Below are 22,417 nucleotides of genomic sequence, written 5' to 3'. Positions count from 1 at the left end.
TTCTTGCCTGTTGAAAAATCTATTATTACTTAAGACCGTATTTTTTATTAAAGCGATCAACACGACCATCAGCAGAAGCGAATTTTTGACGGCCAGTGTAGAATGGGTGGCATTCAGAGCAAATCTCAACGCGTACCTCTTCTTTTACTGAGCCTGTTTCAAATTCATTTCCGCAAGCGCATTTAACTGTTGCTTTTTTGAAATTAGGATGAATTCCTGCTTTCATTGTATCCATCTCCTTCCGCCCTGAATCCCGTGTGGAAACAGAGTTATTATTTCGGAGCATTGTCCGAAACGCATATGAGAAAATTATATCAGTGATTTACTTCTTTTGCAAATAGATTTTATCGTCTGGCTGATGATAGATTTGCCTGTTTCCATTCTTGATTGAGAATATCGAAAAATTCCTGGTTTGTTTTCGTCTTTTTCATTTTTCTCATGAATTTTTCCGCGAAATCAGGCGAATCGGACATCGTTTTGCGGATAGACCATAAACGGTCAAGATGCTCTTTAGGCACAAGCAGCTCTTCCTTACGCGTTCCAGAACGGCGAATATCGATGGCAGGGAAGATGCGGCGTTCTGCCAGAGAGCGGTCAAGATGAAGCTCCATGTTGCCCGTTCCCTTGAACTCTTCATAGATTACATCATCCATACGGGATCCTGTATCAACAAGAGCAGTGGCGAGGATCGTTAAGCTTCCGCCCTCTTCGATATTTCTCGCCGCCCCGAAGAAACGCTTCGGACGGTGGAACGCTGCCGGGTCAATCCCTCCGGAAAGTGTTCTTCCGCTCGGCGGAATCACTAAGTTGTAGGCGCGGGCCAGACGTGTGATACTGTCCATCAGGATAATGACGTCTTTCTTGTGTTCAACGAGGCGCATAGCGCGTTCAAGCACAAGCTCGGCTACTTTGATATGGTTTTCCGGCACTTCATCAAACGTTGAGCTGACGACATCCCCAGCAACAGAACGCTCAATGTCTGTAACCTCTTCCGGTCTTTCGTCGATCAACAGCACAATCAGCTCTGCTTCAGGCTGGTTCGCTGTAATGCTGTTGGCGATTTCCTTCAGCAGCATCGTTTTCCCGGCTTTCGGCGGCGCAACAATCAAACCGCGCTGGCCAAAGCCTACCGGCGCCATCATGTCCATAATTCTTGTAGACAAGAAATTCGGTTTTGTTTCGAGCACCATATGGCGGTCTGGATAAAGCGGAGTAAGGGCTGGGAAGTGAACACGCTCTTTTGCCGATTCCGGATCATCTCCATTTACCGCTTCAACGTGCAAAAGTCCATAATAGCGCTCATTTTCTTTTGGCGGGCGAACCTTGCCTGATACTTTGTCTCCGTTCCGTAAATCGAAACGGCGGATTTGTGAAGCTGAGATGTAAATGTCTTCAGAGCTTGGAGAATAGTTGATCGGTCTCAGGAAGCCAAATCCCTCTGATTGGATGATCTCAAGAACACCTTCCATAAACAGAAGATCTTCCTGCTCTGCATTCGCTTTCAGAATGGCGAAAATCAGCTCTTTTTTTGTCAGTTTGCTGTAGTAGGAGATTTTATAATGTCTTGCAAGTTCATATAGCTCTTTCAATTTCATATTTTCCAAAGAGGAAATAGATACGTCTTTCATAAAAAACACCACGCTTTTCATAGTCAATATCTTACTTTACACATGTAATCTGCTGCTTTTGCACAACATCCGCCAAAGCACATTCTTTTTTTAACATAAAGGAACTTCTATCGGTAACACTTCCACCCATGATCGGCGCTTTTGTTAAAAGGATTGTCTTAATGAGTTTTGAAGGAAGCGAGGACAAAAACATGAGAAGATCAATACTTATATCGTCTGTATGCGGTAGAAATTGAAACTTTCCTAGTGCTTAAAAGAAGGAATTACGCAGTTAAAAATCGCAGCACTCTTTATTTTTACCTTATTTTAAACAATTATTCAACTGAAATAAGGTTTTGACACGCAATTGATAGGGTTGACTCTTTTTTGCAAAAGAAAAACGGGTCAACACCCGCTTTTTCTCTTTGTTATGGACGGATTACGAGATTTGGTTTTTTCTTCAGGCTGTGTCTGCCGTCAACGAAACGGACAGTTCCTGACTTCGCACGGATGACCAAGCTTTCAGTCGTGCCGACAGACCCTTTGAATTGAACGCCTTTTAACAGCTCGCCGTCAGTTACGCCGGTAGCCGCAAAAATCGCGTCATCACCTCTCACAAGGTCTTCCATACGCAGCACTTTGCTTAGATCAAGGCCCATTTTGTTGCAGCGTATGATTTCTTCCTCGCTTTGCGGAAGAAGTTTACCGATAATTTCTCCGCCCAGCGCTTTTAACGCTACAGCAGATAGGACGCCTTCAGGAGCTCCCCCTGATCCGAACAGGATGTCTACGCCTGTGTGGTCGAAAGCTGTGTTGATGGCGCCTGCGACATCCCCGTCATTGATCAGTTTGATCCTGGCGCCGGCCTCGCGAAGTTCGGAAATGATTTTTTCGTGTCTATCACGGTTTAAAATGGTGGCAACGACGTCCTCGACGTCTTTGTTTTTCGCTTTTGCTACCGCTTTAAGGTTATCAATGACTGGAGCTTCAATATCAATGCAGCCCACTGCTTCCGGACCGACTGCGATTTTCTGCATATACATATCTGGAGCGTTTAATAGCGTGCCGTGGTCCGCAACTGCAATAACCGTCAGCGCATTCCAGCCGCCGCTTGCCAAAATGTTTGTGCCTTCGAGAGGATCAACTGCGACATCGACACGCGGACCGTACCCGTTTCCGAGTTTTTCCCCAATATAAAGCATCGGCGCTTCGTCCATTTCCCCTTCTCCGATCACAACAGTTCCTTTCATCGGAACTGTATCAAAAACGTCTCTCATTGCGCTTGTTGCTGCTTCATCAGCCTCGTCTTTTTTTCCCCGGCCCATCCATCTTGCAGATGCTAATGCCGCAGCTTCAGTCACACGAACCAATTCCATTGATAAACTTCTTTCCATCTCAACACGATCCCCTCTCGCAAATAACCAATTAAGAATTTTGCAGCTGTTCTATCTCTTCATCAGTCATTCTCTCGCGCCAGATTGTGGCTCCCAGACCCTCGAGTTTTTTCTCAAGGCTGCTGTATCCGCGATCAATATGTTCCAGACCTGTAATTTCCGTGACGCCGTCGGCCATCAGCCCGGCAACCACTAAACAGGCTCCGGCCCGCAGATCGCTCGCCTTGACCTTCGCGCCTTGGAGGTCGACAGGTCCCGTTATGATTGCGGATCTGCCCTCTACCTTCATATTAGCGCCCATTCGTCTCAGCTCATCAATATGCTTGAATCTCGCCGAATAGATGGTGTCAGTCACGACGCTTGTCCCTTTTGCTCTCGTCAAAAGCGCTGTCATCGGCTGCTGCAAATCAGTCGGAAAGCCCGGGTATACCAGGGTTTTCACATCAACCGGCTTTAAATTTTTCTGCCCGCCGACAATAAGCAGCTGGTCGTCGCTAGTCTCGATGTGAAAGCCCATTTCTCTCAGCTTTGCTGTTAAGGACTCAAGGTGTGTCGGGATGACATTATCAATGATGACCTCTTTGCCCATCGCAGCACCGGCAATCATAAATGTTCCGGCCTCAATTCTGTCCGGGATGATCGTATGTTTGCAGCCGTGCAGTTCCTTTACGCCATCGATTCGGATGACGTTGGTTCCAGCGCCTTTGATTTTCGCGCCCATGCTGGTGAGCAGTGTCGCGACATCAATAATTTCCGGCTCTTTCGCAGCGTTTTCGATGATGGTTTTCCCTTCTGCCAAAACAGCCGCAAGCATAATGTTAATCGTTGCCCCGACGCTTACGACATCTAAATATATACGTGCGCCTCTCAGCCTTTCAGCGCGCAAATAAATCGCACCCTGTTCATTGGTCACTTCAGCTCCGAGCGCTTCGAAGCCCTTGATGTGCTGGTCAATCGGACGGGGGCCCAGGTGGCAGCCGCCAGGCAATCCGATGACGGCCTGTTTAAAGCGGCCGAGCATCGCCCCCATTAAATAATACGACGCGCGCAGTTTTTTCACTTTTCCGTTAGGAAGCGGCATGCTGATCATTGATGTGGGGTCTACAATCATATCCCCATTCTCAAAATGCACATTGCCGCCGATTTCCTGTAACAGGTCACGCAGCGTTTCAATATCTGAAATCTCAGGAAGCCCTTCTATTGTCACCTCGGAATTTGCCAAAATGGTTGCTGGTATTAATGCAACAGCACTGTTTTTAGCGCCGCTGATGTGTACTGTACCGTTTAACGAGTCACCGCCGGCAATATTCAACTTTTCCATGATAGTCTCCTTCCATAAGAAGATAGCTGCGGAGCTAAATAAAATGGCATTTTATTCTGTCTCTGCAAATAAAGCTCATGTCCAAAATCTAGCCAATTCGAAGGGAAAGAATACAACACATTGTAAAATATCAGGAAGAAAATAGCGAAGCTTTGCGGGGGCATAGGTTTCAAAAAATCGACAGAGACCCGCCGGCTAAAGAGACTTCTTCGTCATCCGGCAAAAGCAGCACGCAACCCTCATTCCGATATCAGCTTCTGCAGCCCAATGATTCCTTCTCTGTAAGCGGCGTGCATCTGAAGGTCCGCTGGATCAGGACGGTGAAAAGCAAAGGCCGCGGCAAACAGACACTACACGCTGTTTGCCGCCGCTTGAATTACTTGTTCCAGTCTGCCAGGAATTGTTCGATTCCTTTGTCTGTTAACGGGTGCTTTGTCAGCTGATAAATGACTTTAAGCGGCATTGTGCCGATATGAGCCCCTCTTAATGCAGCTTCAGTTACATGCTGAGGATGGCGGATTGACGCCGCGATGATTTGCGTATCAAGCCCGTGGATATCAAAAATCTGCTTGACTTCTGAAATCAGGTCAAGCCCGTTATGGCCGATATCATCTAAGCGGCCTAAGAATGGAGATACATATGTAGCGCCCGCTCTTGCAGCAAGAAGAGCTTGGTTTGCATTGAAGATCAATGTGACATTTGTTTTGATGTTTAAGTCAGTAAGTGCTTTTACGGCTTTTAATCCGTCAGCCGTCATCGGGATTTTCACCGTGATGTTCGGAGCGATTTTCGCCAGTTCTTTTCCTTCCTCGATCATTTCCTCAGCTTTCAGAGAAATAACCTCCGCGCTTACAGAGCCCGGTACGACTTCTGTGATTTCACGAAGGCGGTCATGGAATGATACGTTAGCTTCTTTTGCTACTAAACTAGGATTCGTTGTTACACCGGCAAGAACTCCCAATTCATACGCTTCTTTAATCTCATCGATATTGGCTGTATCAATAAAAAACAACATTTACAAAAGCCTCCCTGAGTAAGAATTTTCAGAACTGTGAATATGATTGCGCTTTCTAAAGATAGACGGAAAACCGCCTGTCAAGCTGTCAGGCGGTTATAAAAAGGTCCAATTGAATTAAGCTTGGTTTGAAGAACCAAATTCACGCATTTTACCGATAACAGTTTCTTTAATCGCTTCGCGAGCAGGTCCAAGGTATTTACGAGGATCGTACTCGTCAGGCTTAGCTGCCAGCGTTTCACGAACAGCTTTTGCAGAAGAAATTTGGTTTTCAGTATTTACGTTGATTTTAGCTGTACCAAGTGAGATTGATTTTTTGATGTCAGCAGTCGGAATTCCAGTACCGCCGTGAAGAACGAGCGGAAGACCAGTTGAATTTCCGATCTCTTCCATTTCTTTGAACCCAAGGTTTGGCTCACCTTTGTAAGGGCCGTGAACAGAACCTAATGCAGGTGCAAGGCAGTCGATGCCAGTGCGCTCAACAAGCTCTTGGCACTCTTTAGGATCAGCGTAGATTACGCCTTCAGCGATAACGTCGTCCTCTTGTCCGCCGACTGTTCCTAGCTCAGCTTCTACAGATACACCGTGGAAATGAGCAAGCTCAACAACTTTAGAAGTTGTTGCTACGTTTTCTTCAAATGGATGGTGAGAAGCGTCGATCATAACAGATGTGAAACCTGCATGAATCGCTTTCGCACAAGATTCAAAGCTTGAACCGTGGTCTAAGTGGATCGCAACAGGAACTGTCACTTTGTACTCTTCCATTAGTGCTTTTACCATAGCTACGACTGTTTTGAAGCCGCCCATGTAGCGTCCCGCACCTTCGGAAACACCAAGGATCACTGGAGATTTTTCTTCTTCAGCTGCTTGTAAAATCGCTTGAGTAAACTCAAGGTTGTTTAAGTTAAATTGTCCTACAGCATAACCTTTTTCTTTAGCTGTATTCAACATTTCCGTCATTGAAACTAAAGGCATGTCGAATGTCCTCCTTATGTAGCCTGATTGTCTTCTAGCGAAAAAAGCTTTCCACCCTAGCATGACCCATAATTTGCTGTCATATGTAAATACTCAGATCGCTTTTTCTCCATAACTAGAATACCAACTTTTCGACAAATCGGCAACACAATGAGCTCATTCAATTGTTTCTTCTTTTTGTCAGTTAGACTTCAGGGGCAGATATTTTTTGACGGCGTCTCTGATTTCGTCGATGTCAAACGGCTTCGCAAAGTGCGTCAATGCGCCCAATTCCTTTGATTCCTGGATCATATCGAGTTCTCCGTAAGCCGTCATGATGATCACGCGGATGTTTTCGTCAATGACTTTCATCCGTTTTAAGATTTCGATTCCGTCCATGCCGGGAATTTTCATATCCAGAAGGACAAGGTCCGGACGTTCTTTTGTCACAATATCAAGCGCTTGAAGGCCGTTCGCAGCCTGAAATGTCTGATAGCCCTCTTTATTGAACACTTCGTTAAGCAAAATACGTATTCCGTATTGATCATCAACGATTAAAATTTTTTCATTCATCATTTTACACCCCAATATTATGATTTTCGTCAAAAGTAAGCAGTAGTTTATGTATTCTGTTTGATTTTCCTATTTCCTTTAATTATAATAGTCTACTTTACGACATTTTCTGAGCATTTTCTCTTTTGTTGTATACTGTTATTGTACGTTATAAAGGAGGATTCACTGATGTTGAAAATATTTACGACACAGTTAACAGGTATTTTTTCCCGCATTCAGGATAAGGAATCTGACGCGATTGAAGATGGGGCGCGATTGCTTGCTCAAGCGGTGGTCAGCGGGCATTCCATATATATATACGGGGCAAATGAGCTTCAGGGCGTCTTATATGAGGCTACCGAAAGCAAAGAACCGTTTCCTTCCGTCAAAGCGTTTCCCGCCAACGCGGATGAAGTGACAGAAAGCGACAGAGTGCTGATGTTTTGCTCAGGGACAGGCACAGATGAAGAACAGGCGCTCGCGAAAGAGCTTTATGAAAAAGGCGCGGGAGTCGTTTGCGTATCGCCGGCAGCCAAAGACAGCGCCGGAATCGAACAATATTGCGATGTGCATATTGATTCGAAGCTGAAAATGCCGCTCGTTCCCGATGAAGACGGCACCCGTTACGGCTTCCCTTCATTAATGACAGCATTGTATGTCTACCATGCTCTATCATTTACATTAAAAGAAATTTTGCAAGAGTATGCATAATCACTTATTGTACATGCTTTATCTTGCCGGAAACAAATAAAAAAGACTTGTCCGCTTTTGACAAACGGCAAGTCTTTTTTTATTACTTCTGATTTGCAGCTTCAACAGACGCTCCGATAAAGCCTTTGAATAACGGCTGAGGTCTTGTCGGTCTTGACTTGAACTCTGGGTGGAACTGAGAAGCCACGAACCAAGGATGGTCTTTCAGCTCGATAATTTCAACAAGGCGTCCGTCCGGGCTGGTGCCTGAGAATACGAAGCCTTGGTCTTCCATTTGCTGTCTGAATTCGTTGTTGAATTCATAACGGTGGCGGTGACGCTCGTACACCACTTCATCCTGATACACTTCAAATGCTTTCGTGCCCTCTTCAAGCTTACAAGGGTAAAGGCCGAGACGAAGTGTTCCTCCAAGATCTTCAACATCTTTCTGTTCAGGAAGAAGGTCGATGATCGGGTATTGAGTTGACGGATCAATTTCCGCAGAGTGAGCGCCTTTTAAGCCTAATACGTTTCGGGCATACTCAATAGATGCAACCTGCATGCCTAAGCAAATGCCCAAGAACGGAATCTTGTTTTCGCGCGCATGTTTTGTCGCAATGATTTTCCCTTCAACACCGCGGTCACCGAAGCCGCCCGGTACGATAATACCGTCTGTGCCGCTAGTAAGCTCTCCGATGTTGCTTTCTGTTACTTCCTCAGCGTTAATCCATTTCACTTTTACATCTGTGTCAAACGCGTAGCCCGCGTGGCGAAGTGATTCAACGACAGAGATGTAAGCGTCAGGCAGCTCAACATATTTTCCGACAAGTCCGATTGTGGTCGTTTGAGACAGGTTGCTGACTTTGTTTACAAGCTCTTTCCACTCGGACATTTCCGCTTCTTTGCATTCCAGCTGCATGTGCTGGCAAACAAGCTTATCAAGTCCTTGTTTTTGAAGCTCAAGCGGAATGGAATAAAGGTTGTCCGCATCTTCACATTCAATAACCGCTTTTGTATCAATGTCGCAGAATAATGCGATTTTGTCCTTCATATCTTGAGAAATCGGCATTTCTGTACGAACAACGATAATGTTTGGCTGAATGCCCAGGCTTCTTAATTCTTTTACGCTGTGCTGTGTCGGTTTTGTTTTCAGTTCGCCGGCAGCTTTAATGTAAGGCACAAGTGTACAGTGGATGTACATCACGTTTTCACGGCCGATGTCACTCTTCATTTGGCGGATCGCTTCAAGGAATGGCAGGGATTCGATGTCGCCGACAGTACCGCCGATTTCTGTAATCACGACATCCGCGTTTGTTTCTTTACCCGCGCGGTATACGCGGTCTTTCAATTCATTTGTGATGTGCGGAATAACCTGCACTGTTCCGCCGAGGTAATCGCCGCGGCGTTCTTTTTTAAGAACTGTTGAATAGATTTTACCTGTTGTTACGTTGCTGAATTTATTCAGGTTGATGTCGATAAAACGCTCATAGTGGCCCAGGTCTAAGTCTGTTTCAGCGCCGTCATCTGTTACGAATACTTCACCGTGCTGGTACGGGCTCATTGTTCCCGGATCGACGTTGATGTATGGATCGAATTTTTGAATGGTGACGTTCAGTCCGCGGTTTTTCAGCAAACGCCCTAATGAAGCTGCTACAATACCCTTTCCAAGTGAGGATACGACTCCCCCGGTTACAAAAATATATTTCGTCATTTCGTTTGCTCCTCTCTTCGCTCTAAGCTACATTTCTTAAAATGTACCGTTTTATAGGAAATCATTTAGCCTTTTAAATGATTTATAAGAAAAATGAGGGGTGAAAATAAGAAAGCTCCCTTTCAATTTCTTGAAAGGGAGCATAACGTTCTATGTTCTCTCTTCGTTTTTGAAGAGCCCAAAATACATACTACATAGTTCGACTATGAAAGTCAAGATCGATTTGAGGATGAAATTCTTTTACTATTTTTTATCCTCATCGCCTTCATCATAATCATCATCTTCTTCATCGTCATCAATGAGATCATCATCAATTTCGAGCTCGTCTTCGTCTTCGTCGTCTTCATCGATATCGTCAAACTCATCAGCATCGAGATCAAGTTCTTCCTCAACCTCAGCCAAATCGAGGTCGTCTTCGTCAACCTCTTCAAATTCATCAAGATCAAGATCTTCTTCAACAGCTTTTTTCGCTTTTTTCTTTTTCGCCTTAACTGTCGGCTGTGTTTCTTCATCAAGCTGATCGTACGGATACCAGCTGCGAAGGCCCCAAGTCTGGTCAGAGAGCGCCAAGAAGCGGCCGTCAATGTTTAAATCTGTATAAAATTGTGCGACGCGGTCTCCAAGCTCTTCTTTTTTTACGCCTAGCAATGATGCAATTTCATTTAAAAGCTCCTGAAAAGGAACTGGTTTTTTATGATCTTCAAATAATTCGTGAGCGATTTCAACTAAAGCCATTTCCTTTAGCTGTTCCTGTGAATATTGTTTGATACCCAAGGTCGGACACTCCCTTTCTATTACTTATATGTATCTGTTTTATCAATAATGAAAGCGATATTGTATCGTTCTTATACAAACCATACCTCTCATTATAAACAAAATAAAACAGAATATGCTACCCTTAACAGCGTTAATTTAAATAATTTTACAAGAGTGATCCGACTGATAGATGTTTTGTCTTATTCTGCGAGCATTCTGGAGATAACCAGCCTTTGAATTTCTTGGGTGCCTTCGTAGATTTGCGTAATTTTCGCGTCGCGCATATAGCGTTCAACCGGATAATCCTTCGTATAGCCGTAGCCGCCGAAAATCTGCACAGCTTCGGTCGTCACCTTCATCGCCGTATCCCCCGCCAGCAGTTTGGACATAGCGGAGGCTTTTCCATACGGAAGGCCTGACGATTCCAGCCATGCCGCCTGATAGGTCAGTAGCCTTGAAGCTTCTATCATTGTCGCCATATCTGCAAGTTTAAAAGCAATGCCCTGCTGCTCGGCGATCGATTTGCCGAACTGTTTTCTTTCTTTTGCGTATTGAAGCGCCGCATCAAGCGCTCCCTGGGCGATGCCAACAGCCTGCGCCGCAATGCCGTTTCTTCCTCCGTCAAGCGTCTTCATCGCGATTTTGAAGCCTTCTCCTTCTTCACCGAGACGATTTTCTGCGGGAACGACACAGTCTTCGAAGATGATCTCTGTTGTCGGAGAAGAACGGATGCCTAGTTTCTTTTCTTTCTTGCCTGTCAAAAATCCTTCAAAATCCTTTTCTACAATAAAAGCGGAAATGCCTTTTTTCTTTTTCTCAGCGTCAGTGACTGCAAACACAATATAAATATCAGCAGCGCCGCCGTTTGTAATAAACACTTTTGATCCGTTTAATACATAGTCATCACCGATTCGCTCAGCGGTTGTTTTCATCCCGCCGGCGTCTGAACCGGAGCCTGCTTCAGTCAAAGCGAAAGCCCCGATTTTCTGCCCAAGGGCCAGCTGTGTTAAGTACGCTGCCTTTTGTTCTTCTGTGCCAAATGCAAACAGCGGCCAGCCGCAAAGCGAGATATGGGCTGAAAGCGTCACGCCGGTGGAGGCGCAGACTTTTGACAGTTCCTCCACCGCTATGACATAAGCCAGGTAGTCACTTCCGATTCCGCCGTAAGCTTCAGGCCACGGAATCCCCGTTAATCCTAAATCCGCCATTTCCCGAAACAGGTCACGATCGAAGCGTTCTTGTTCGTCACGTTCTGCCGCTGTCGGTGCAACCTCATGCTTCGCAAAATCACGAACCAACTTCCGAATCATTTCGTGTTCTTCTGTTAATGAAAAATTCATCGCTTTTCCCCCATTGTCATATCAGCGCCCAAGACAGATTGAGCCAGAAGCTCCGCGACGTCATACGTTTTGACACGATCTTCCGCTTCTTTTGCCTTTGTGCCGTCCCCAAGCATTGTGAGGCAGTACGGACAGCCGGAGCTGATTACCGACGGATTGACTGCCAGCGCTTGCTCTGTTCTGGCGACATTCATCCTGTTGCCTGACTCTTCCTCCATCCACATCAAGCCTCCGCCAGCTCCGCAGCACATGCCGGTTTCCCGGTTTCTCTCCATTTCAATAAGCCGCACACCCGGAATGGCTTTTAAAATCTCTCTCGGCGGATCATAGACTTCGTTGTACCGTCCCAAGTAGCACGAGTCGTGGAAGGTGATCGTTTCATAAACTGGGTGCTGCGGTTTTAATTTCCCGCTCTTCACAAGATCGGCCAGCACTTCCGTATGATGATACACTTCGCCTTCAAAGCCGAAATCAGGATATTCGTTTTTAAATAAATTGTATGCGTGCGGATCAATCGTAACGATTTTTTTCACATTATTTTTTTCAAATTCCGAGATATTCTTTTCGGCCAGTTCCTGAAATAAAAATTCATTTCCGAGGCGGCGCGGGGTGTCCCCTGAATTCTTTTCTTTGTTGCCGAGGATCGCAAAGGTCACACCTGCTTGGTTCAGCAGTCTTGCAAAGGAGATGGCGATCTTTTGGCTTCTGTTGTCGTATGAACCCATGGAACCGACCCAGAAAAGATATTCGAATTCTTTTTCCTCTTTTTTTAATTCTTTTACTGTCGGAATATCGGCATCTGGGGCTGCGTCGCGCCAATTTTCACGTTCCTTGCGGTTGAGGCCCCACGGATTTCCCTGCCGCTCAATACTCGTCATCGCCCGCTGCGCGTCACTGTCCATTTTTCCTTCAGTCAGCACGAGATAGCGGCGAAGGTCAATGATTTTATCAACATGCTCGTTCATGACGGGGCACTGATCTTCACAGTTCCGGCAAGTGGTGCAGGCCCAAATTTCTTCTTCGGTAATGACATCGCCGATTAAGCTCGGACTGTAATCTAGCGCGGCGGCGGCTTCCTGTGATCCGCTCCCTGAAGCTGCCGCAGCCAGCTGGTTCCCTTTCGTATGCCGGAATGCCGCAGCCGGCACCCATGGCGAGCGCGAAGTGACGGCAGCGCCTTTTTCTGTGAGGTGGTCCCTGAGGCGTAAAATTAAATCCATCGGCGACAGCATTTTTCCGGTGCCTGTCGCAGGGCACATATTGGTGCAGCGGCCGCACTCGACACACGCATACAAATCAATCAACTGGGACTGCCTGAAATCCTCAATTTTTCCCGCTCCGTAGCTTTCTTTCGTTTCGTCTGTGAAATCAATTTTTTCGAGCTTTCCGGACGCTTCAAGCCTGTTGAAAAAGACGTTGGCGGGACCGGCAATTAAATGAGCGTGCTTTGACTGCGGCACATACACTAAAAAGCTCAGTAAAAACAGCAGGTGCACCCACCATGCGATATAGAAAATCACCGCGGCGCCCGTCTCCCCGACGCCGCCAAGCAAAAACGCGATGCCTGAAGCGATCGGTTCGCTCCAAGAAAGCCCGTGATTATGCCAGATTAGATTCATTGCGTTCCCCAATAAAACGGTCAGCATTAAACCGCCGATAAAAATGAGAACAAGTCCAGATTTAAAGCCTCGCTTCAGCCTGACGAGCTTTTCGATATAGCGTCTGTAAAATGCCCAGCCAACCGCAATTAAGATCAGAAACGTAACGATTTCCTGAAAAAAAGTGAAGGCGGGATAGATCGGGCCAAGCGGCAGATTTCGATCCGGGACCAGCCCTTTGATAATAAAGTCAATCGCTCCGAACTGGACCAATATAAAGCCGTAGAAAAACATGACGTGAATGATGCCGCTTTTCTTATCCTTGAGCAGTTTTTTCTGTCCGAATACATTCACCCATATGGCCTGAAGCCGTTCCTTAATCCGTTTATCGAACTGTTCCTTTTGGCCGAGCCCGATGTAAGCAAGCCTTGTTTTGACCAAATAGACAAACAAATAAACAGCGTAAGCGGTTACAATCAGAAATAATAATGCATTGACAATGAGAAAGCCGCTCATTCCAATTCCCCCTTTTTACTGATGAAGACCGTGATCCCCTGACCCAAAATCTGTATTAGATTATCTTTATGATAAATAATGAATGAGTGTTCAGTCAATAATTAAATTCCTGCTGTTCGGGCACACTACCTACAACTACGGAAAGGAGTGCCGGGATGAAGGTATTTTTCGTGATTCTCATCGTTGTCATCATACTATTGGCTTTAATCGTGCTGGATATCTTTATGGGCCGCGCCGCATACAAAAAGAAAGCGTACGAGCCTGTTTTTTCAAAAAAGAAAAGTGATATCGAATTGATTCACTGCGGCGCTGATCTTGTTGAGCGGATGATGGAGGATATACGCGATGCCGTCTCGTCCGTTCACGTGATGTTTTTCATTATGAAAAACGATGAGGTCAGCCACAATATGTTTACACTGCTGAAAACAAAAGCCCAGGCCGGCGTATCGGTTTATTTGCTTCTGGATTGGTCAGGCAGCCAAAAAATTAAAAAACCGGCGCTGGAGACAATGAAAAACGCCGGCGTTCACGTTCATTTTCTGAACCGGCCCCGTTTCCCTTATTTCTTTTTTCATATACAAAAACGAAATCACCGGAAAATTGCTGTGATGGATGGAAAAGTCGGCTATGTCGGCGGATTTAACATTGGTGAGGAATACCTTGGAAAAAAGGCGAAGTTCGGCAATTGGGAGGATTATCATCTGCGTATGACGGGAGAAGGTGTCCGCGATCTTCAAACCCTTTTTACAGCCGACCTGAAACGAAACACCGGATCAGCCGAACTGGGTCCGGATGTTTGGCCCGAGCTTCCGCAAGGGAATATCCCTCATAAGATTTATGCGACTGACGGTTATTCTCTTGAAAAAACGTATTTGGCAAATATCGCACAGGCCAAAGAGCGCATTACGATTTGCACACCTTATTATATTCCGGCTAAACCGCTTCAGCAGGCCTTGGTCAAAGCAAGAAAAAACGGTGTAGACGTTACGTTGATTGTGCCGATGAAATCAGATCACCCGCTGGTCAGAGAAGCTGCTTTTACATATTATTCGGATTTGCTGGATGCCGGCTGTCTCATCTACCGTTTTTACCAAGGGTTTTATCATGTGAAAGCCTTGATCATTGACGATCACTTCAGCATGATCGGCACAGCCAATTTTGATCAGCGCAGCCTGTTTTTAAATGAAGAGGTAAACGTTGAAATAGATGATGTTGCATTTACAAAAGAAGTCTATGCCACGATTGAAGAGGATATTAAAAAGTCGGAGCTGCTGACAAAAGAAAATTTCAAACAGCGCACGTTCAGGCAGCGCCCGGCGGAATGGCTCGGTAAAGCATTATCTTATTTTTTATAAAGGAGAGTTCCTATGATTTTCAGATTCGGGTTCGTCTCAAATGCGATGAGCCTTTGGGATGCGTCTCCCGCTAAAACACTGACATTCGCTCGTTATTCAAAGCTGCCCGAGAATGAGAGAAAAGAAGCCCTTTTGGCTGTGACGAAAGCCAACTTGCGCAATACCATGAGAACCCTTCACTATATCATCGGCCACGATATTCCATTGTACCGTTTTTCCAGCTCAATTGTGCCGCTGGCCACTCATCCTGACGTGATGTGGGACTTCGTGACGCCGTTTCGCAAGGAGTTCCGTGAGATTGGAGAGCTCGTGAAAAAATACAATCTGCGCACAAGCTTTCATCCTAACCAGTTTACCCTGTTTACGAGCCCTAAGGAATCTATTACAGCAAATGCAGTAACCGATATGGCTTATCACTATCGCATGCTTGAAGCGATGGGGATTGCAGACCGCTCAGTTATCAACATCCATATCGGCGGCGCTTACGGAAACAAAGAAAACGCTCTGAAACAATTTCATCAAAACATGAAAATGCTTCCGCAAGAGATCAAACAGCGGATGACGCTGGAAAATGACGATAAAACGTACACCACGGAAGAGACGCTTCAGGTCTGTGAACAAGAGAATGTTCCGTTTGTCTTTGATTTTCATCATTTTTACGCAAACTCGGATGATCATGCAGACCTGAATGAAGCACTGCCCCGGATGATCAACACATGGCAGCGGATCGGATTGCAGCCGAAGGTCCATCTTTCCTCTCCAAAATCGGAGCAAGCGGTGCGCAGCCACGCGGATTATGTTGACGCCAACTTTTTGCTGCCGCTTTTGGAGCGCTTCAGACAATGGGGAACCAATATTGATTTTATGATCGAGGCGAAACAGAAGGACAAGGCGCTTCTCCGGCTGATGGATGAATTGAGCTCAATCCGCGGCGTGAAACGGATTGGCGGCGGCACTCTGCAATGGAAATCATAAGTGTGCAAAAACAGGTTTACAGTTTGTACACATTGGGAACATACGCTATATAAGACAAGAATCAATGGAGGAGAAAGAACATGAAAAACATCAAGTCTCTAAAAGTAGCCGCACAGGCATTTACTTTAAGAAATTTGATTCACCTATATAAAATGTGCCATTCCGGAAGCCACGAGGTTTATATTTACTCAAAGAAAACGATGTGCAAAATCAAAAGCTTAATCGAGCTGGAAACGTTCCGTATGGCTCATAATGAAAAAGAATATCTGATTGTGGTTGAAGGAACAAAAGCGTCTCAGCTGGTTGAGAAGTTTCAGAATATGATTGAGCCCGCTGAGAGAGAAGCGCTCTAATTCATCTTACATATAAAAGGGTAGACAACCTTGAGGTTTGTCTATCCTTTTTTCTTTTTTTGAAAAATGTAAAATACATTTGACATTTCACTTACCATCACTTACGATAAAAATGTAAAATATCTTTTACACAAAGGAGTATTTATGGAAAACGTTATTAAACAAGCCAGAAAGGAAAAAGGGTTTTCTCAAGAGGAATTGGCCAAGGCATGCGGTGTTTCTCGGCAAACCATTAATGCCATTGAAAATAATAAATATGATCCGAGTTTATCCCTTGCTTTTCAATTGGCCTATTGTTTAGGCGTAACAGTCGATCATTTATTTCGATTCGAAACGGGAGAGGAGACATAGGAAATGAAACGAATGGAACTGTTTAGTTTTTTATTTTTACTCATTGTCACCCTATACTTCGGCGGAACTTTACTGAGCTATATGAAAATTGAAGGCGCCACCATAGGCGTTACTGAATGGTTTTTAATGATTAGTCTACTGGTAGCGTGGGGCCAGTTCTTTACATGGAGAACGAGAAATGAGGTAAAGAAGGATGAAATGGGCAAACAAATCATAAAAAACAGTGCTCATATGAGTTATAATATCGTGATTATCACTTTATTTATTCTTTGGATCATCGATTTCTTTTTTATCAACAACGGTAAAAACTATACTTTATTTATTGCATTGTGCATTGCGTATATCACGTATCCCGTTATTCAGTTTGTGCTGATGAAAAAACAGGTATAAAAGTTTATACATTAAGAGCATGTTCCTGCACAGAACATGCTCTCTCTTTTTTACGATTGTGTCATCAAATCCCCGAACTGTGCATGATGCAGTCTGCTGTAAATACCGCCGGCTTCGATCAGTTCCTGATGCCGCCCTTGTTCCTCGATACCGTTTTTTGTCACGACGACAATTCTGTCTGCGTGTTTGATCGTCGCCAGTCTGTGGGCGATCACCAGCGTCGTGCGCCCCTCCGACAATGCTTGAAGCGCCTTTTGGATCGCCGTTTCTGTTTCTGTATCAAGGGCGGAAGTTGCCTCGTCCAGAATCAGGATAGATGGGTTTTTCAAGAACATCCTCGCAATGGAAAGGCGCTGCTTTTGCCCGCCGGAAAGTTTTACGCCGCGTTCTCCGATGACAGTGTCCAATCCATCCGGCATGTGATTGACGAGTTCTTCTAAGTGAGCCTGCTTCACAGCCTGCCAGATTTCCTCTTCCGATGCGTCCAAACGGCCATATGCAATATTCTCTCTCAGTGTGCCCGAGAATAAGAAAACGTCCTGCTGCACAACGCCAATCTGCCCGCGCAAGGAAGACAGCGTCATGTCTGTAGTGCTGATGCCGTCAATAGCAATGTCGCCTTCTGACGCTTCATAAAAGCGCGGAAGCAGACTGCAAAGTGTTGATTTCCCCGCTCCGGACGGACCGACAAACGCTACCGTTTCCCCCGCCCGAATGGTCAGGTTAATGTCATGAAGGACATGTTGATTCTCATCATAGCCAAACGAAACATGCTGATAGCGGATATCGCCTTTCAGCCCGGAAACGTCTCTCGCCTCAGGAGAATCCTGAATATCCGGCTCTGTCTCCATCAGTTCCATGTAGCTTTTAAAGCCGGCAATTCCCCGCGGATACATTTCAATAATGGCATTAATTTTGTCAATCGGCCGAAACAGGACATTCGTTAATAGCACAAACGCCACAAATTCTCCGTATGACAAGGAGCCCCGGATGACAAACCACGTACCGCACAAGAGGACAAACAGCGTGACAAACCGTGTCAGCATATAGCTGATGGAGCCGTTTTTCGCCATGATTTTATATGATGACAGCTTAGTGCTGCGAAATCGCTGATTGTTAACAGCGAAGCGCTCTTTTTCAAACGATTCATTGCCGAACGCCTGAACGAGCCGGATGCCGCCGATATTATTTTCTACCCGCGCACTGAAGTCCCCGATATCCTTGTTCAGCGTCGTAAACGCTTTGGTCATTTTTTTATTGAAGTAAAGCGCAAGCCAAATGACAATCGGCATGATCATAAACGTCAGCAATGCCAGCTGCCAGTTGATAAACAGCATAACCCCGAACGCCCCAAGAATCGTCATAATGGCGATGAACAAATCTTCTGGACCGTGATGGGCGACTTCGCCGATGTACATTAAGTCGTTCGTCAGCTTCGACATTAACGTTCCCGTCTTGTTGTTGTCGTAAAATTTGAAGGACAGCTTTTGCAGATGGTCAAATAGCGACTTTCTCATATCGGTTTCAATATTGATTCCGAGCATATGCCCCCAATACGTGACGACATATTGAAGAGCCGAACTGAGCGCGTAAACCGCGAACAATCCGATTGAGGTCGCGATGATCAGGCCCCAGTCCCTGCCCGGAAGCAAGGTATCAATAAAATAATTGACGATCAAAGGAAAACTCAGCTCCATCAAGCCTCCCGCGATCGCCGAGAAAAAGTCGAGAAAGAACAACGTTTTATATGGTTTATAATAAGAAAAAAATTGCCGCAGCACCCTATCTTCCCCCAATGTATAAATAACTGATAATATTTCTCAATTATACTATACACCGGCTGTTTTGAAAGATCAGATTTCTTTTTTCTTACAGAACACCTGAAAACAGACGGGCAAAGGATTCTTTTGTTCGGTCGGCCATTCCTCTTTTATAAAAGCCGACAGGGCTTAGTTTTTCACTATCTACCATATCCTCTTCGAAATGGGCTTCAAGGGTGCGGATCGCTTCGGCATCCGTGAAGAAAACGTTCACTTCAAAATTGAGCTGAAAGCTGCGCATATCCATGTTTGCGGTTCCGACTGAGGCGAGATCGCCGTCAATGATTATCACTTTTTGATGCATGAAGCCTTTTTGATAGGAATACACCTCAATCCCTTCTAGAAGCAGCTCAGGGAAATACGATCTCGACGCGTATTGCGTTAAAAAGCTGTCATTCGTCTCCGGCACCATAATCCGCACCTGGACCCCTTTTGTCGCCGCGGCTTTCAAAGCCGTGCGGATGGATTCATTCGGGACAAAATAAGGCGTGGCGATCCACACAGATTTCTGCGCTGTAGAAATCATTTCATAGTAGAGGTCACTCATGCTTTCCTTCATGTCAGGCCCTGTCGCGACAATTTGATAAATGCCTCCGCCCTCCACGGGGACTGGCGTATTGTATTCTTTTTGATCAATTAACACTTCATTAGAGACATATTCCCAATCCAGCATAAAGATGGCGTGAAGCGTTTGCACAATTTCTCCTTCCAGCCGCAGATGAGTGTCTCTCCAAAAACCGATAATCGGGTCTCTGCTGATATATTCCTTCCCGACATTCAATCCGCCGACAAAGCCGATTTTCCCGTCTATGATCACAATTTTACGGTGATTACGAAAATTCAATTTCTGATTGAAGAACCCGTATTTCAGGGGAGAAAACGGAACGATGTCCACGCCCGCTTGTTTCATTTTCATGATATCTCTGCTTGTCAGCTTGATGCTCCCTGCGGCGTCATATAAAAACCGCACCTCGACACCCTGACGCGCCTTTTCCATCATAATCTCCATCATGCCGCGGCCAAGCATGTCCGATTTGAACATGTAGTATTCGATATGCAGATAAGATTCCGCTTTCCGCATTGCTTTGAAAATATCAGGAAAGGTTTGTTCCCCGTTTTTCAAAACCTTCACCTTGCTTTTCGTGTTGATATTCATATGTGAAGCCCTGATAGAATAGGTAAAAAATCTTTCTTGATTGTCCTTCAATCCGGTCACTTCAGGCGTTTCTTCCATGTCAAACTGCTTTCGAAGCTTTTCCCTGTTATACATTCGTTTTGTTTTAAACAACTTTCCTTTTACATACAGCTGTCCGGAAAACAGATAAAACATGTAGCCCGCGATCGGAAAAAAGACTAGAATATGTATCCATAACAGCGTGTGCTGTGACGTTCGATTTTCAAGGATTAACGAATAAATGCTGAACAAAATAATGCCGGCATAGCAAAGCAATCCTCCGTAAAACTCAAGCCTGGAAACCGGAAATACCCATATGACGTATGCCCCGATGAGCATGATATATAAAAAGAAAAACTCCAGTCTCCTTTTCAGCATTTGTCCCCTCTCCATTCCAATCCGATTACCTTCGTATTTCCTCTTATTTCTAACCTTTAAACCTTTCTATGAAAAAAGCCTCTCCGCGCACGGGGCGGAAAGGCTTACGAGGAGGCTTCCTGTGATTGGCCGGAAGTAAAGTTCTAGAGCAAACCTGGCTTCAGCGAGTAGCTGCTTTTGATTTTATGTTTAAAGAAGCTGACAGCCAATCCCGTGATGGCAATGGACAGGATGGAGCAGAGGCCTTTTTGCAAACCGACGGAAAAAATGCCGGCCAGCACAACGGCGAAATCGAAGGCGAAATTAACCGTCCCCGGATTCCACCCGTATCGCTTTTGCATAAATAAAGCGAGAATATTGGCGCCGCCAAGGGATGCCTGGTGATAAAACATGAGCGACAGGCCGAACCCGATCAATGCTCCGCCGCAAATCGCGCCGGCAAACGGGGAAAAAGAGACGGGCGGAAGCCAGTGATCAGCGCTTGTAAAAAGAGTCAGTGCTGTTACTGCAAATATGGTGGATAACGTGAAGCGGGCACCCATTCTGATAAAAGAAAAAACATAAAACGGGATATTAATCAGAAAGAAGATCATAGCAAACGAGGAATGAAACACGTACGTCAGGCTTAGAGAAAGGCCGGCTGTGCCGCCGGTTAATACATGAGAATGTCTGAGAGTCAGAACCCCGGCGCTAGTGATGAGGCAGGCAGTTAAAATGAAGAACATCCGTTTCATTCTTCACTCTCCTTTTTCGAACATATTGTTATTTCCAAATACAAAAATATCAGTATTCCTTGCCGCCAAGCAATTGTCTTGTAAGAAAATATCTTAGGTTTTTTATTTTTTCCTATAATGTGAAGAGAAGATGAGAAATCCCCCTTTTTGGCAAAGGGGGATGTTTTTACGGATGCTGTATGTGTTGTTTCGAACGCTTGCGATACACGACATAGCTGCGGGTCAGGTATTTGAGCGGCAAGCTGAACACGTGAACCAATCTCGTAAATGGCCACATGATAAAAATGACGTATCCCATGAGAATATGAAGCTTAAACCATAGCGGAACACTCTCCATTAAAGAAGCGTCCGGCCTCAACAAAAAGATCTGCCTGAACCACGGCCCGACGGTTGTCCGGTAATCGAATCCTTTCGAATCAACGTTGAGAAATGTGGCTGCAACGCCCGAGACCATCACAAACAGCAGCAAAAACAGCGTGAGAAAATCGGAGGGCGAGCTGGTTTTGCGGATCCTTTTGTCAAACAGCCTTCTGTATGTCAGGATGAAAAGTCCAATTACTGCAGCAATTCCCGCCGGCAAGCCGACGCCAATCGCCATTTTGTGATACACGTGTTCTGTGATACCGATTGCACGATACACACCTTCGGGGATGAGAATGCCCATAACGTGTCCGCCGATAACAAACAGCATCCCCCAATGAAAGAGCGTGCTGCCCGCCGCAAGCTTTTTCTTTTCTAACAGTTCGCTTGATTTGGCGGTCCAGCCAAACTGGTCGTGCTGATAGCGGTAAATATGCCCGCCGATAAATATCGTCAATACCATATACGGCATGATAACCCACAGGATCTGCCCGCTCATGTCCGAACAGCTCCTTCGCTGCTTTCACACAAGCCGATTTCCTCAAGCGCGGTAAGCAGTGCATCCAGCAGTACGGCATATAAACTTTGGTTTTGATCTAAACGGGATGTCAGCTCCCGCAAATTAGACAGATACTTCTCAAATATGCTCTTGGCTTCCTTCATCTCCGCAATGGCGGCGAATTCCAGCATAAGCGGCAGGTAATCGGGAAGCTCTTTGTCTGTCGGGAGGAAGCCGGATTGCTCATAAGTGTTCTTTAACTGCAGCAATTCAATGCCGCGTTCCCTTTGCTCGCCTGAGTTAAAGTAGGTGACATACATATTCGTTTTTTTCCCGAAGTCAAACGTGTATACATAGTGTTCAATCAGGGCCTGCGGGGAAAAACATGCTGATGACTTTACAAAATGAAGCAGTTTCTCCCGGATATGCTGATTTTCGATTTCATTGATCAGATCTTCCCATTCGGGATGTTCCGCTCTCCACTCTTCATCCGGATACGAAAGAAGATAGGAAAGAGCCGAGAATGTGATTTGCCGGTCTGTGGTGTTCATCGTGTTACACCTCATTTTTCTTT

The 22,417-nt window shown here is 45.5% G+C and carries 23 protein-coding genes; 6 read left to right on the top strand and 17 right to left on the bottom strand.

Going from position 1 to position 22,417, the window contains the following annotated elements; all coding sequences use genetic code 11:
• Nucleotides 1-25: 25 nt before the first annotated feature.
• The 8 genes from rpmE to spo0F form a co-directional block, all read right to left on the bottom strand.
• Nucleotides 26-226, bottom strand: coding sequence for a 50S ribosomal protein L31 (rpmE, locus tag M1D69_RS02380; protein ID WP_003151132.1), 201 nt, complete (start codon nucleotides 224-226; stop codon nucleotides 26-28).
• A gap of 118 nt (nucleotides 227-344) precedes the next feature.
• Complete coding sequence (rho, locus tag M1D69_RS02375) at nucleotides 345-1,628, bottom strand: transcription termination factor Rho (protein WP_010332253.1); 1,284 nt, start codon at nucleotides 1,626-1,628, stop codon at nucleotides 345-347.
• A gap of 31 nt (nucleotides 1,629-1,659) precedes the next feature.
• Nucleotides 1,660-1,821: a hypothetical protein gene (locus M1D69_RS02370; protein ID WP_032731180.1), complete on the bottom strand. Its 162-nt coding sequence runs from the start codon at nucleotides 1,819-1,821 to the stop codon at nucleotides 1,660-1,662.
• Nucleotides 1,822-2,035: 214 nt separating this feature from the next.
• Nucleotides 2,036-3,001, bottom strand: a complete 966-nt coding sequence (glpX, locus tag M1D69_RS02365) for a class II fructose-bisphosphatase (protein ID WP_044159762.1) — start codon at nucleotides 2,999-3,001, stop codon at nucleotides 2,036-2,038.
• 31 nt (nucleotides 3,002-3,032) lie between these two features.
• Entirely contained in the window at nucleotides 3,033-4,322 is a 1,290-nt protein-coding gene (locus tag M1D69_RS02360; protein ID WP_024123187.1) for a UDP-N-acetylglucosamine 1-carboxyvinyltransferase, read from the bottom strand.
• Nucleotides 4,323-4,698: 376 nt separating this feature from the next.
• Nucleotides 4,699-5,337, bottom strand: coding sequence for a fructose-6-phosphate aldolase (gene fsa / locus M1D69_RS02355; RefSeq protein ID WP_024123188.1), 639 nt, complete (start codon nucleotides 5,335-5,337; stop codon nucleotides 4,699-4,701).
• Between the two features lie 117 nt (nucleotides 5,338-5,454).
• On the bottom strand, nucleotides 5,455-6,312 hold the full coding sequence (locus tag M1D69_RS02350) for a class II fructose-bisphosphate aldolase (protein ID WP_024123189.1): 858 nt from the start codon (nucleotides 6,310-6,312) through the stop codon (nucleotides 5,455-5,457).
• A gap of 180 nt (nucleotides 6,313-6,492) precedes the next feature.
• Nucleotides 6,493-6,867, bottom strand: coding sequence for a sporulation initiation phosphotransferase Spo0F (spo0F, locus tag M1D69_RS02345; RefSeq protein WP_003227621.1), 375 nt, complete (start codon nucleotides 6,865-6,867; stop codon nucleotides 6,493-6,495).
• A gap of 165 nt (nucleotides 6,868-7,032) precedes the next feature.
• Between spo0F and M1D69_RS02340 the strand changes: the two genes are divergently transcribed.
• Nucleotides 7,033-7,554, top strand: a complete 522-nt coding sequence (locus tag M1D69_RS02340; protein WP_341062443.1) for a DUF2529 domain-containing protein — start codon at nucleotides 7,033-7,035, stop codon at nucleotides 7,552-7,554.
• A gap of 82 nt (nucleotides 7,555-7,636) precedes the next feature.
• Here the strand turns inward: M1D69_RS02340 and pyrG are convergent, their stop codons facing one another.
• The 4 genes from pyrG to M1D69_RS02320 form a co-directional block, all read right to left on the bottom strand.
• Nucleotides 7,637-9,244 (bottom strand): glutamine hydrolyzing CTP synthase, encoded by a 1,608-nt coding sequence (gene pyrG / locus M1D69_RS02335; protein WP_095712807.1) that lies wholly within the window; start codon nucleotides 9,242-9,244, stop codon nucleotides 7,637-7,639.
• 243 nt (nucleotides 9,245-9,487) lie between these two features.
• On the bottom strand, nucleotides 9,488-10,018 hold the full coding sequence (rpoE, locus tag M1D69_RS02330) for a DNA-directed RNA polymerase subunit delta (protein WP_458104693.1): 531 nt from the start codon (nucleotides 10,016-10,018) through the stop codon (nucleotides 9,488-9,490).
• A 182-nt stretch (nucleotides 10,019-10,200) separates the two neighbouring features.
• Nucleotides 10,201-11,340 carry an acyl-CoA dehydrogenase AcdA gene (gene acdA, locus M1D69_RS02325; RefSeq protein WP_059292344.1) on the bottom strand — a complete coding sequence of 380 codons (1,140 nt, stop codon included), beginning with the start codon at nucleotides 11,338-11,340 and terminating at the stop codon, nucleotides 10,201-10,203.
• Nucleotides 11,337-13,454, bottom strand: a complete 2,118-nt coding sequence (locus M1D69_RS02320; protein WP_458104694.1) for a heterodisulfide reductase-related iron-sulfur binding cluster — start codon at nucleotides 13,452-13,454, stop codon at nucleotides 11,337-11,339. Before M1D69_RS02320 ends, acdA begins: the two co-directional genes overlap by 4 nt.
• A 155-nt stretch (nucleotides 13,455-13,609) precedes the next feature.
• Between M1D69_RS02320 and cls (M1D69_RS02315) the strand changes: the two genes are divergently transcribed.
• From cls (M1D69_RS02315) to M1D69_RS02295, 5 genes are all read left to right on the top strand, one after another.
• Nucleotides 13,610-14,809 carry a cardiolipin synthase gene (gene cls / locus M1D69_RS02315; RefSeq protein ID WP_458104695.1) on the top strand — a complete coding sequence of 400 codons (1,200 nt, stop codon included), beginning with the start codon at nucleotides 13,610-13,612 and terminating at the stop codon, nucleotides 14,807-14,809.
• Nucleotides 14,810-14,821: 12 nt separating this feature from the next.
• Nucleotides 14,822-15,784 carry a UV DNA damage repair endonuclease UvsE gene (gene uvsE, locus M1D69_RS02310; RefSeq protein ID WP_458104696.1) on the top strand — a complete coding sequence of 321 codons (963 nt, stop codon included), beginning with the start codon at nucleotides 14,822-14,824 and terminating at the stop codon, nucleotides 15,782-15,784.
• Between the two features lie 80 nt (nucleotides 15,785-15,864).
• On the top strand, nucleotides 15,865-16,137 hold the full coding sequence (locus tag M1D69_RS02305) for a hypothetical protein (protein WP_010332264.1): 273 nt from the start codon (nucleotides 15,865-15,867) through the stop codon (nucleotides 16,135-16,137).
• A gap of 144 nt (nucleotides 16,138-16,281) precedes the next feature.
• Nucleotides 16,282-16,488, top strand: coding sequence for a helix-turn-helix transcriptional regulator (locus tag M1D69_RS02300; protein ID WP_044159778.1), 207 nt, complete (start codon nucleotides 16,282-16,284; stop codon nucleotides 16,486-16,488).
• 3 nt (nucleotides 16,489-16,491) lie between these two features.
• Nucleotides 16,492-16,878, top strand: a complete 387-nt coding sequence (locus tag M1D69_RS02295) for a DUF3796 domain-containing protein (protein WP_044159779.1) — start codon at nucleotides 16,492-16,494, stop codon at nucleotides 16,876-16,878.
• Between the two features lie 50 nt (nucleotides 16,879-16,928).
• On the opposite strand, the gene M1D69_RS02290 is transcribed toward M1D69_RS02295, so the two are convergent.
• The 5 genes from M1D69_RS02290 to narJ all read right to left on the bottom strand — a co-directional run bounded on the left by M1D69_RS02290 (nucleotide 16,929) and on the right by narJ (nucleotide 22,394).
• Nucleotides 16,929-18,659: an ABC transporter ATP-binding protein gene (locus M1D69_RS02290; protein ID WP_458104697.1), complete on the bottom strand. Its 1,731-nt coding sequence runs from the start codon at nucleotides 18,657-18,659 to the stop codon at nucleotides 16,929-16,931.
• 88 nt (nucleotides 18,660-18,747) lie between these two features.
• Complete coding sequence (gene cls / locus M1D69_RS02285) at nucleotides 18,748-20,250, bottom strand: cardiolipin synthase (RefSeq protein WP_458104698.1); 1,503 nt, start codon at nucleotides 20,248-20,250, stop codon at nucleotides 18,748-18,750.
• Between the two features lie 143 nt (nucleotides 20,251-20,393).
• The gene (locus tag M1D69_RS02280; RefSeq protein ID WP_458104699.1) at nucleotides 20,394-20,984 is read right to left on the bottom strand and encodes a YitT family protein; all 591 of its coding nucleotides are present in this window, start codon (nucleotides 20,982-20,984) and stop codon (nucleotides 20,394-20,396) included.
• A gap of 166 nt (nucleotides 20,985-21,150) precedes the next feature.
• Nucleotides 21,151-21,843, bottom strand: coding sequence for a respiratory nitrate reductase subunit gamma (gene narI / locus M1D69_RS02275; RefSeq protein WP_059292339.1), 693 nt, complete (start codon nucleotides 21,841-21,843; stop codon nucleotides 21,151-21,153).
• Nucleotides 21,840-22,394: a nitrate reductase molybdenum cofactor assembly chaperone gene (narJ, locus tag M1D69_RS02270; protein WP_095712798.1), complete on the bottom strand. Its 555-nt coding sequence runs from the start codon at nucleotides 22,392-22,394 to the stop codon at nucleotides 21,840-21,842. The genes narI and narJ overlap by 4 nt, the downstream gene beginning before the upstream one ends.
• Between the last annotated feature and the right edge of the window lie 23 nt (nucleotides 22,395-22,417).

Source organism: Bacillus sp. PK3-037, from assembly GCF_054161355.1.
Note: the sequence above shows the minus strand (reverse complement) of the source record. Positions and strands in the feature narration are given on the sequence as shown.

Bases quoted from the DNA above. Each gene is read 5' to 3' on its own strand.
- rpmE (WP_003151132.1), bottom strand. From the start codon at position 226: ATGAAAGCAGGAATTCATCCTAATTTCAAAAAAGCAACAGTTAAATGC.
- rho (WP_010332253.1), bottom strand. From the start codon at position 1,628: ATGAAAGACGTATCTATTTCCTCTTTGGAAAATATGAAATTGAAAGAG.
- M1D69_RS02370 (WP_032731180.1), bottom strand. From the start codon at position 1,821: ATGTTTTTGTCCTCGCTTCCTTCAAAACTCATTAAGACAATCCTTTTA.
- glpX (WP_044159762.1), bottom strand. From the start codon at position 3,001: ATGGAAAGAAGTTTATCAATGGAATTGGTTCGTGTGACTGAAGCTGCG.
- M1D69_RS02360 (WP_024123187.1), bottom strand. From the start codon at position 4,322: ATGGAAAAGTTGAATATTGCCGGCGGTGACTCGTTAAACGGTACAGTA.
- fsa (WP_024123188.1), bottom strand. From the start codon at position 5,337: ATGTTGTTTTTTATTGATACAGCCAATATCGATGAGATTAAAGAAGCG.
- M1D69_RS02350 (WP_024123189.1), bottom strand. From the start codon at position 6,312: ATGCCTTTAGTTTCAATGACGGAAATGTTGAATACAGCTAAAGAAAAA.
- spo0F (WP_003227621.1), bottom strand. From the start codon at position 6,867: ATGATGAATGAAAAAATTTTAATCGTTGATGATCAATACGGAATACGT.
- M1D69_RS02340 (WP_341062443.1), top strand. From the start codon at position 7,033: ATGTTGAAAATATTTACGACACAGTTAACAGGTATTTTTTCCCGCATT.
- pyrG (WP_095712807.1), bottom strand. From the start codon at position 9,244: ATGACGAAATATATTTTTGTAACCGGGGGAGTCGTATCCTCACTTGGA.
- acdA (WP_059292344.1), bottom strand. From the start codon at position 11,340: ATGAATTTTTCATTAACAGAAGAACACGAAATGATTCGGAAGTTGGTT.
- M1D69_RS02320 (WP_458104694.1), bottom strand. From the start codon at position 13,454: ATGAGCGGCTTTCTCATTGTCAATGCATTATTATTTCTGATTGTAACC.
- cls (WP_458104695.1), top strand. From the start codon at position 13,610: ATGAAGGTATTTTTCGTGATTCTCATCGTTGTCATCATACTATTGGCT.
- uvsE (WP_458104696.1), top strand. From the start codon at position 14,822: ATGATTTTCAGATTCGGGTTCGTCTCAAATGCGATGAGCCTTTGGGAT.
- M1D69_RS02305 (WP_010332264.1), top strand. From the start codon at position 15,865: ATGAAAAACATCAAGTCTCTAAAAGTAGCCGCACAGGCATTTACTTTA.
- M1D69_RS02300 (WP_044159778.1), top strand. From the start codon at position 16,282: ATGGAAAACGTTATTAAACAAGCCAGAAAGGAAAAAGGGTTTTCTCAA.
- M1D69_RS02295 (WP_044159779.1), top strand. From the start codon at position 16,492: ATGAAACGAATGGAACTGTTTAGTTTTTTATTTTTACTCATTGTCACC.
- cls (WP_458104698.1), bottom strand. From the start codon at position 20,250: ATGCTGAAAAGGAGACTGGAGTTTTTCTTTTTATATATCATGCTCATC.
- M1D69_RS02280 (WP_458104699.1), bottom strand. From the start codon at position 20,984: ATGAAACGGATGTTCTTCATTTTAACTGCCTGCCTCATCACTAGCGCC.
- narI (WP_059292339.1), bottom strand. From the start codon at position 21,843: ATGAGCGGGCAGATCCTGTGGGTTATCATGCCGTATATGGTATTGACG.
- narJ (WP_095712798.1), bottom strand. From the start codon at position 22,394: ATGAACACCACAGACCGGCAAATCACATTCTCGGCTCTTTCCTATCTT.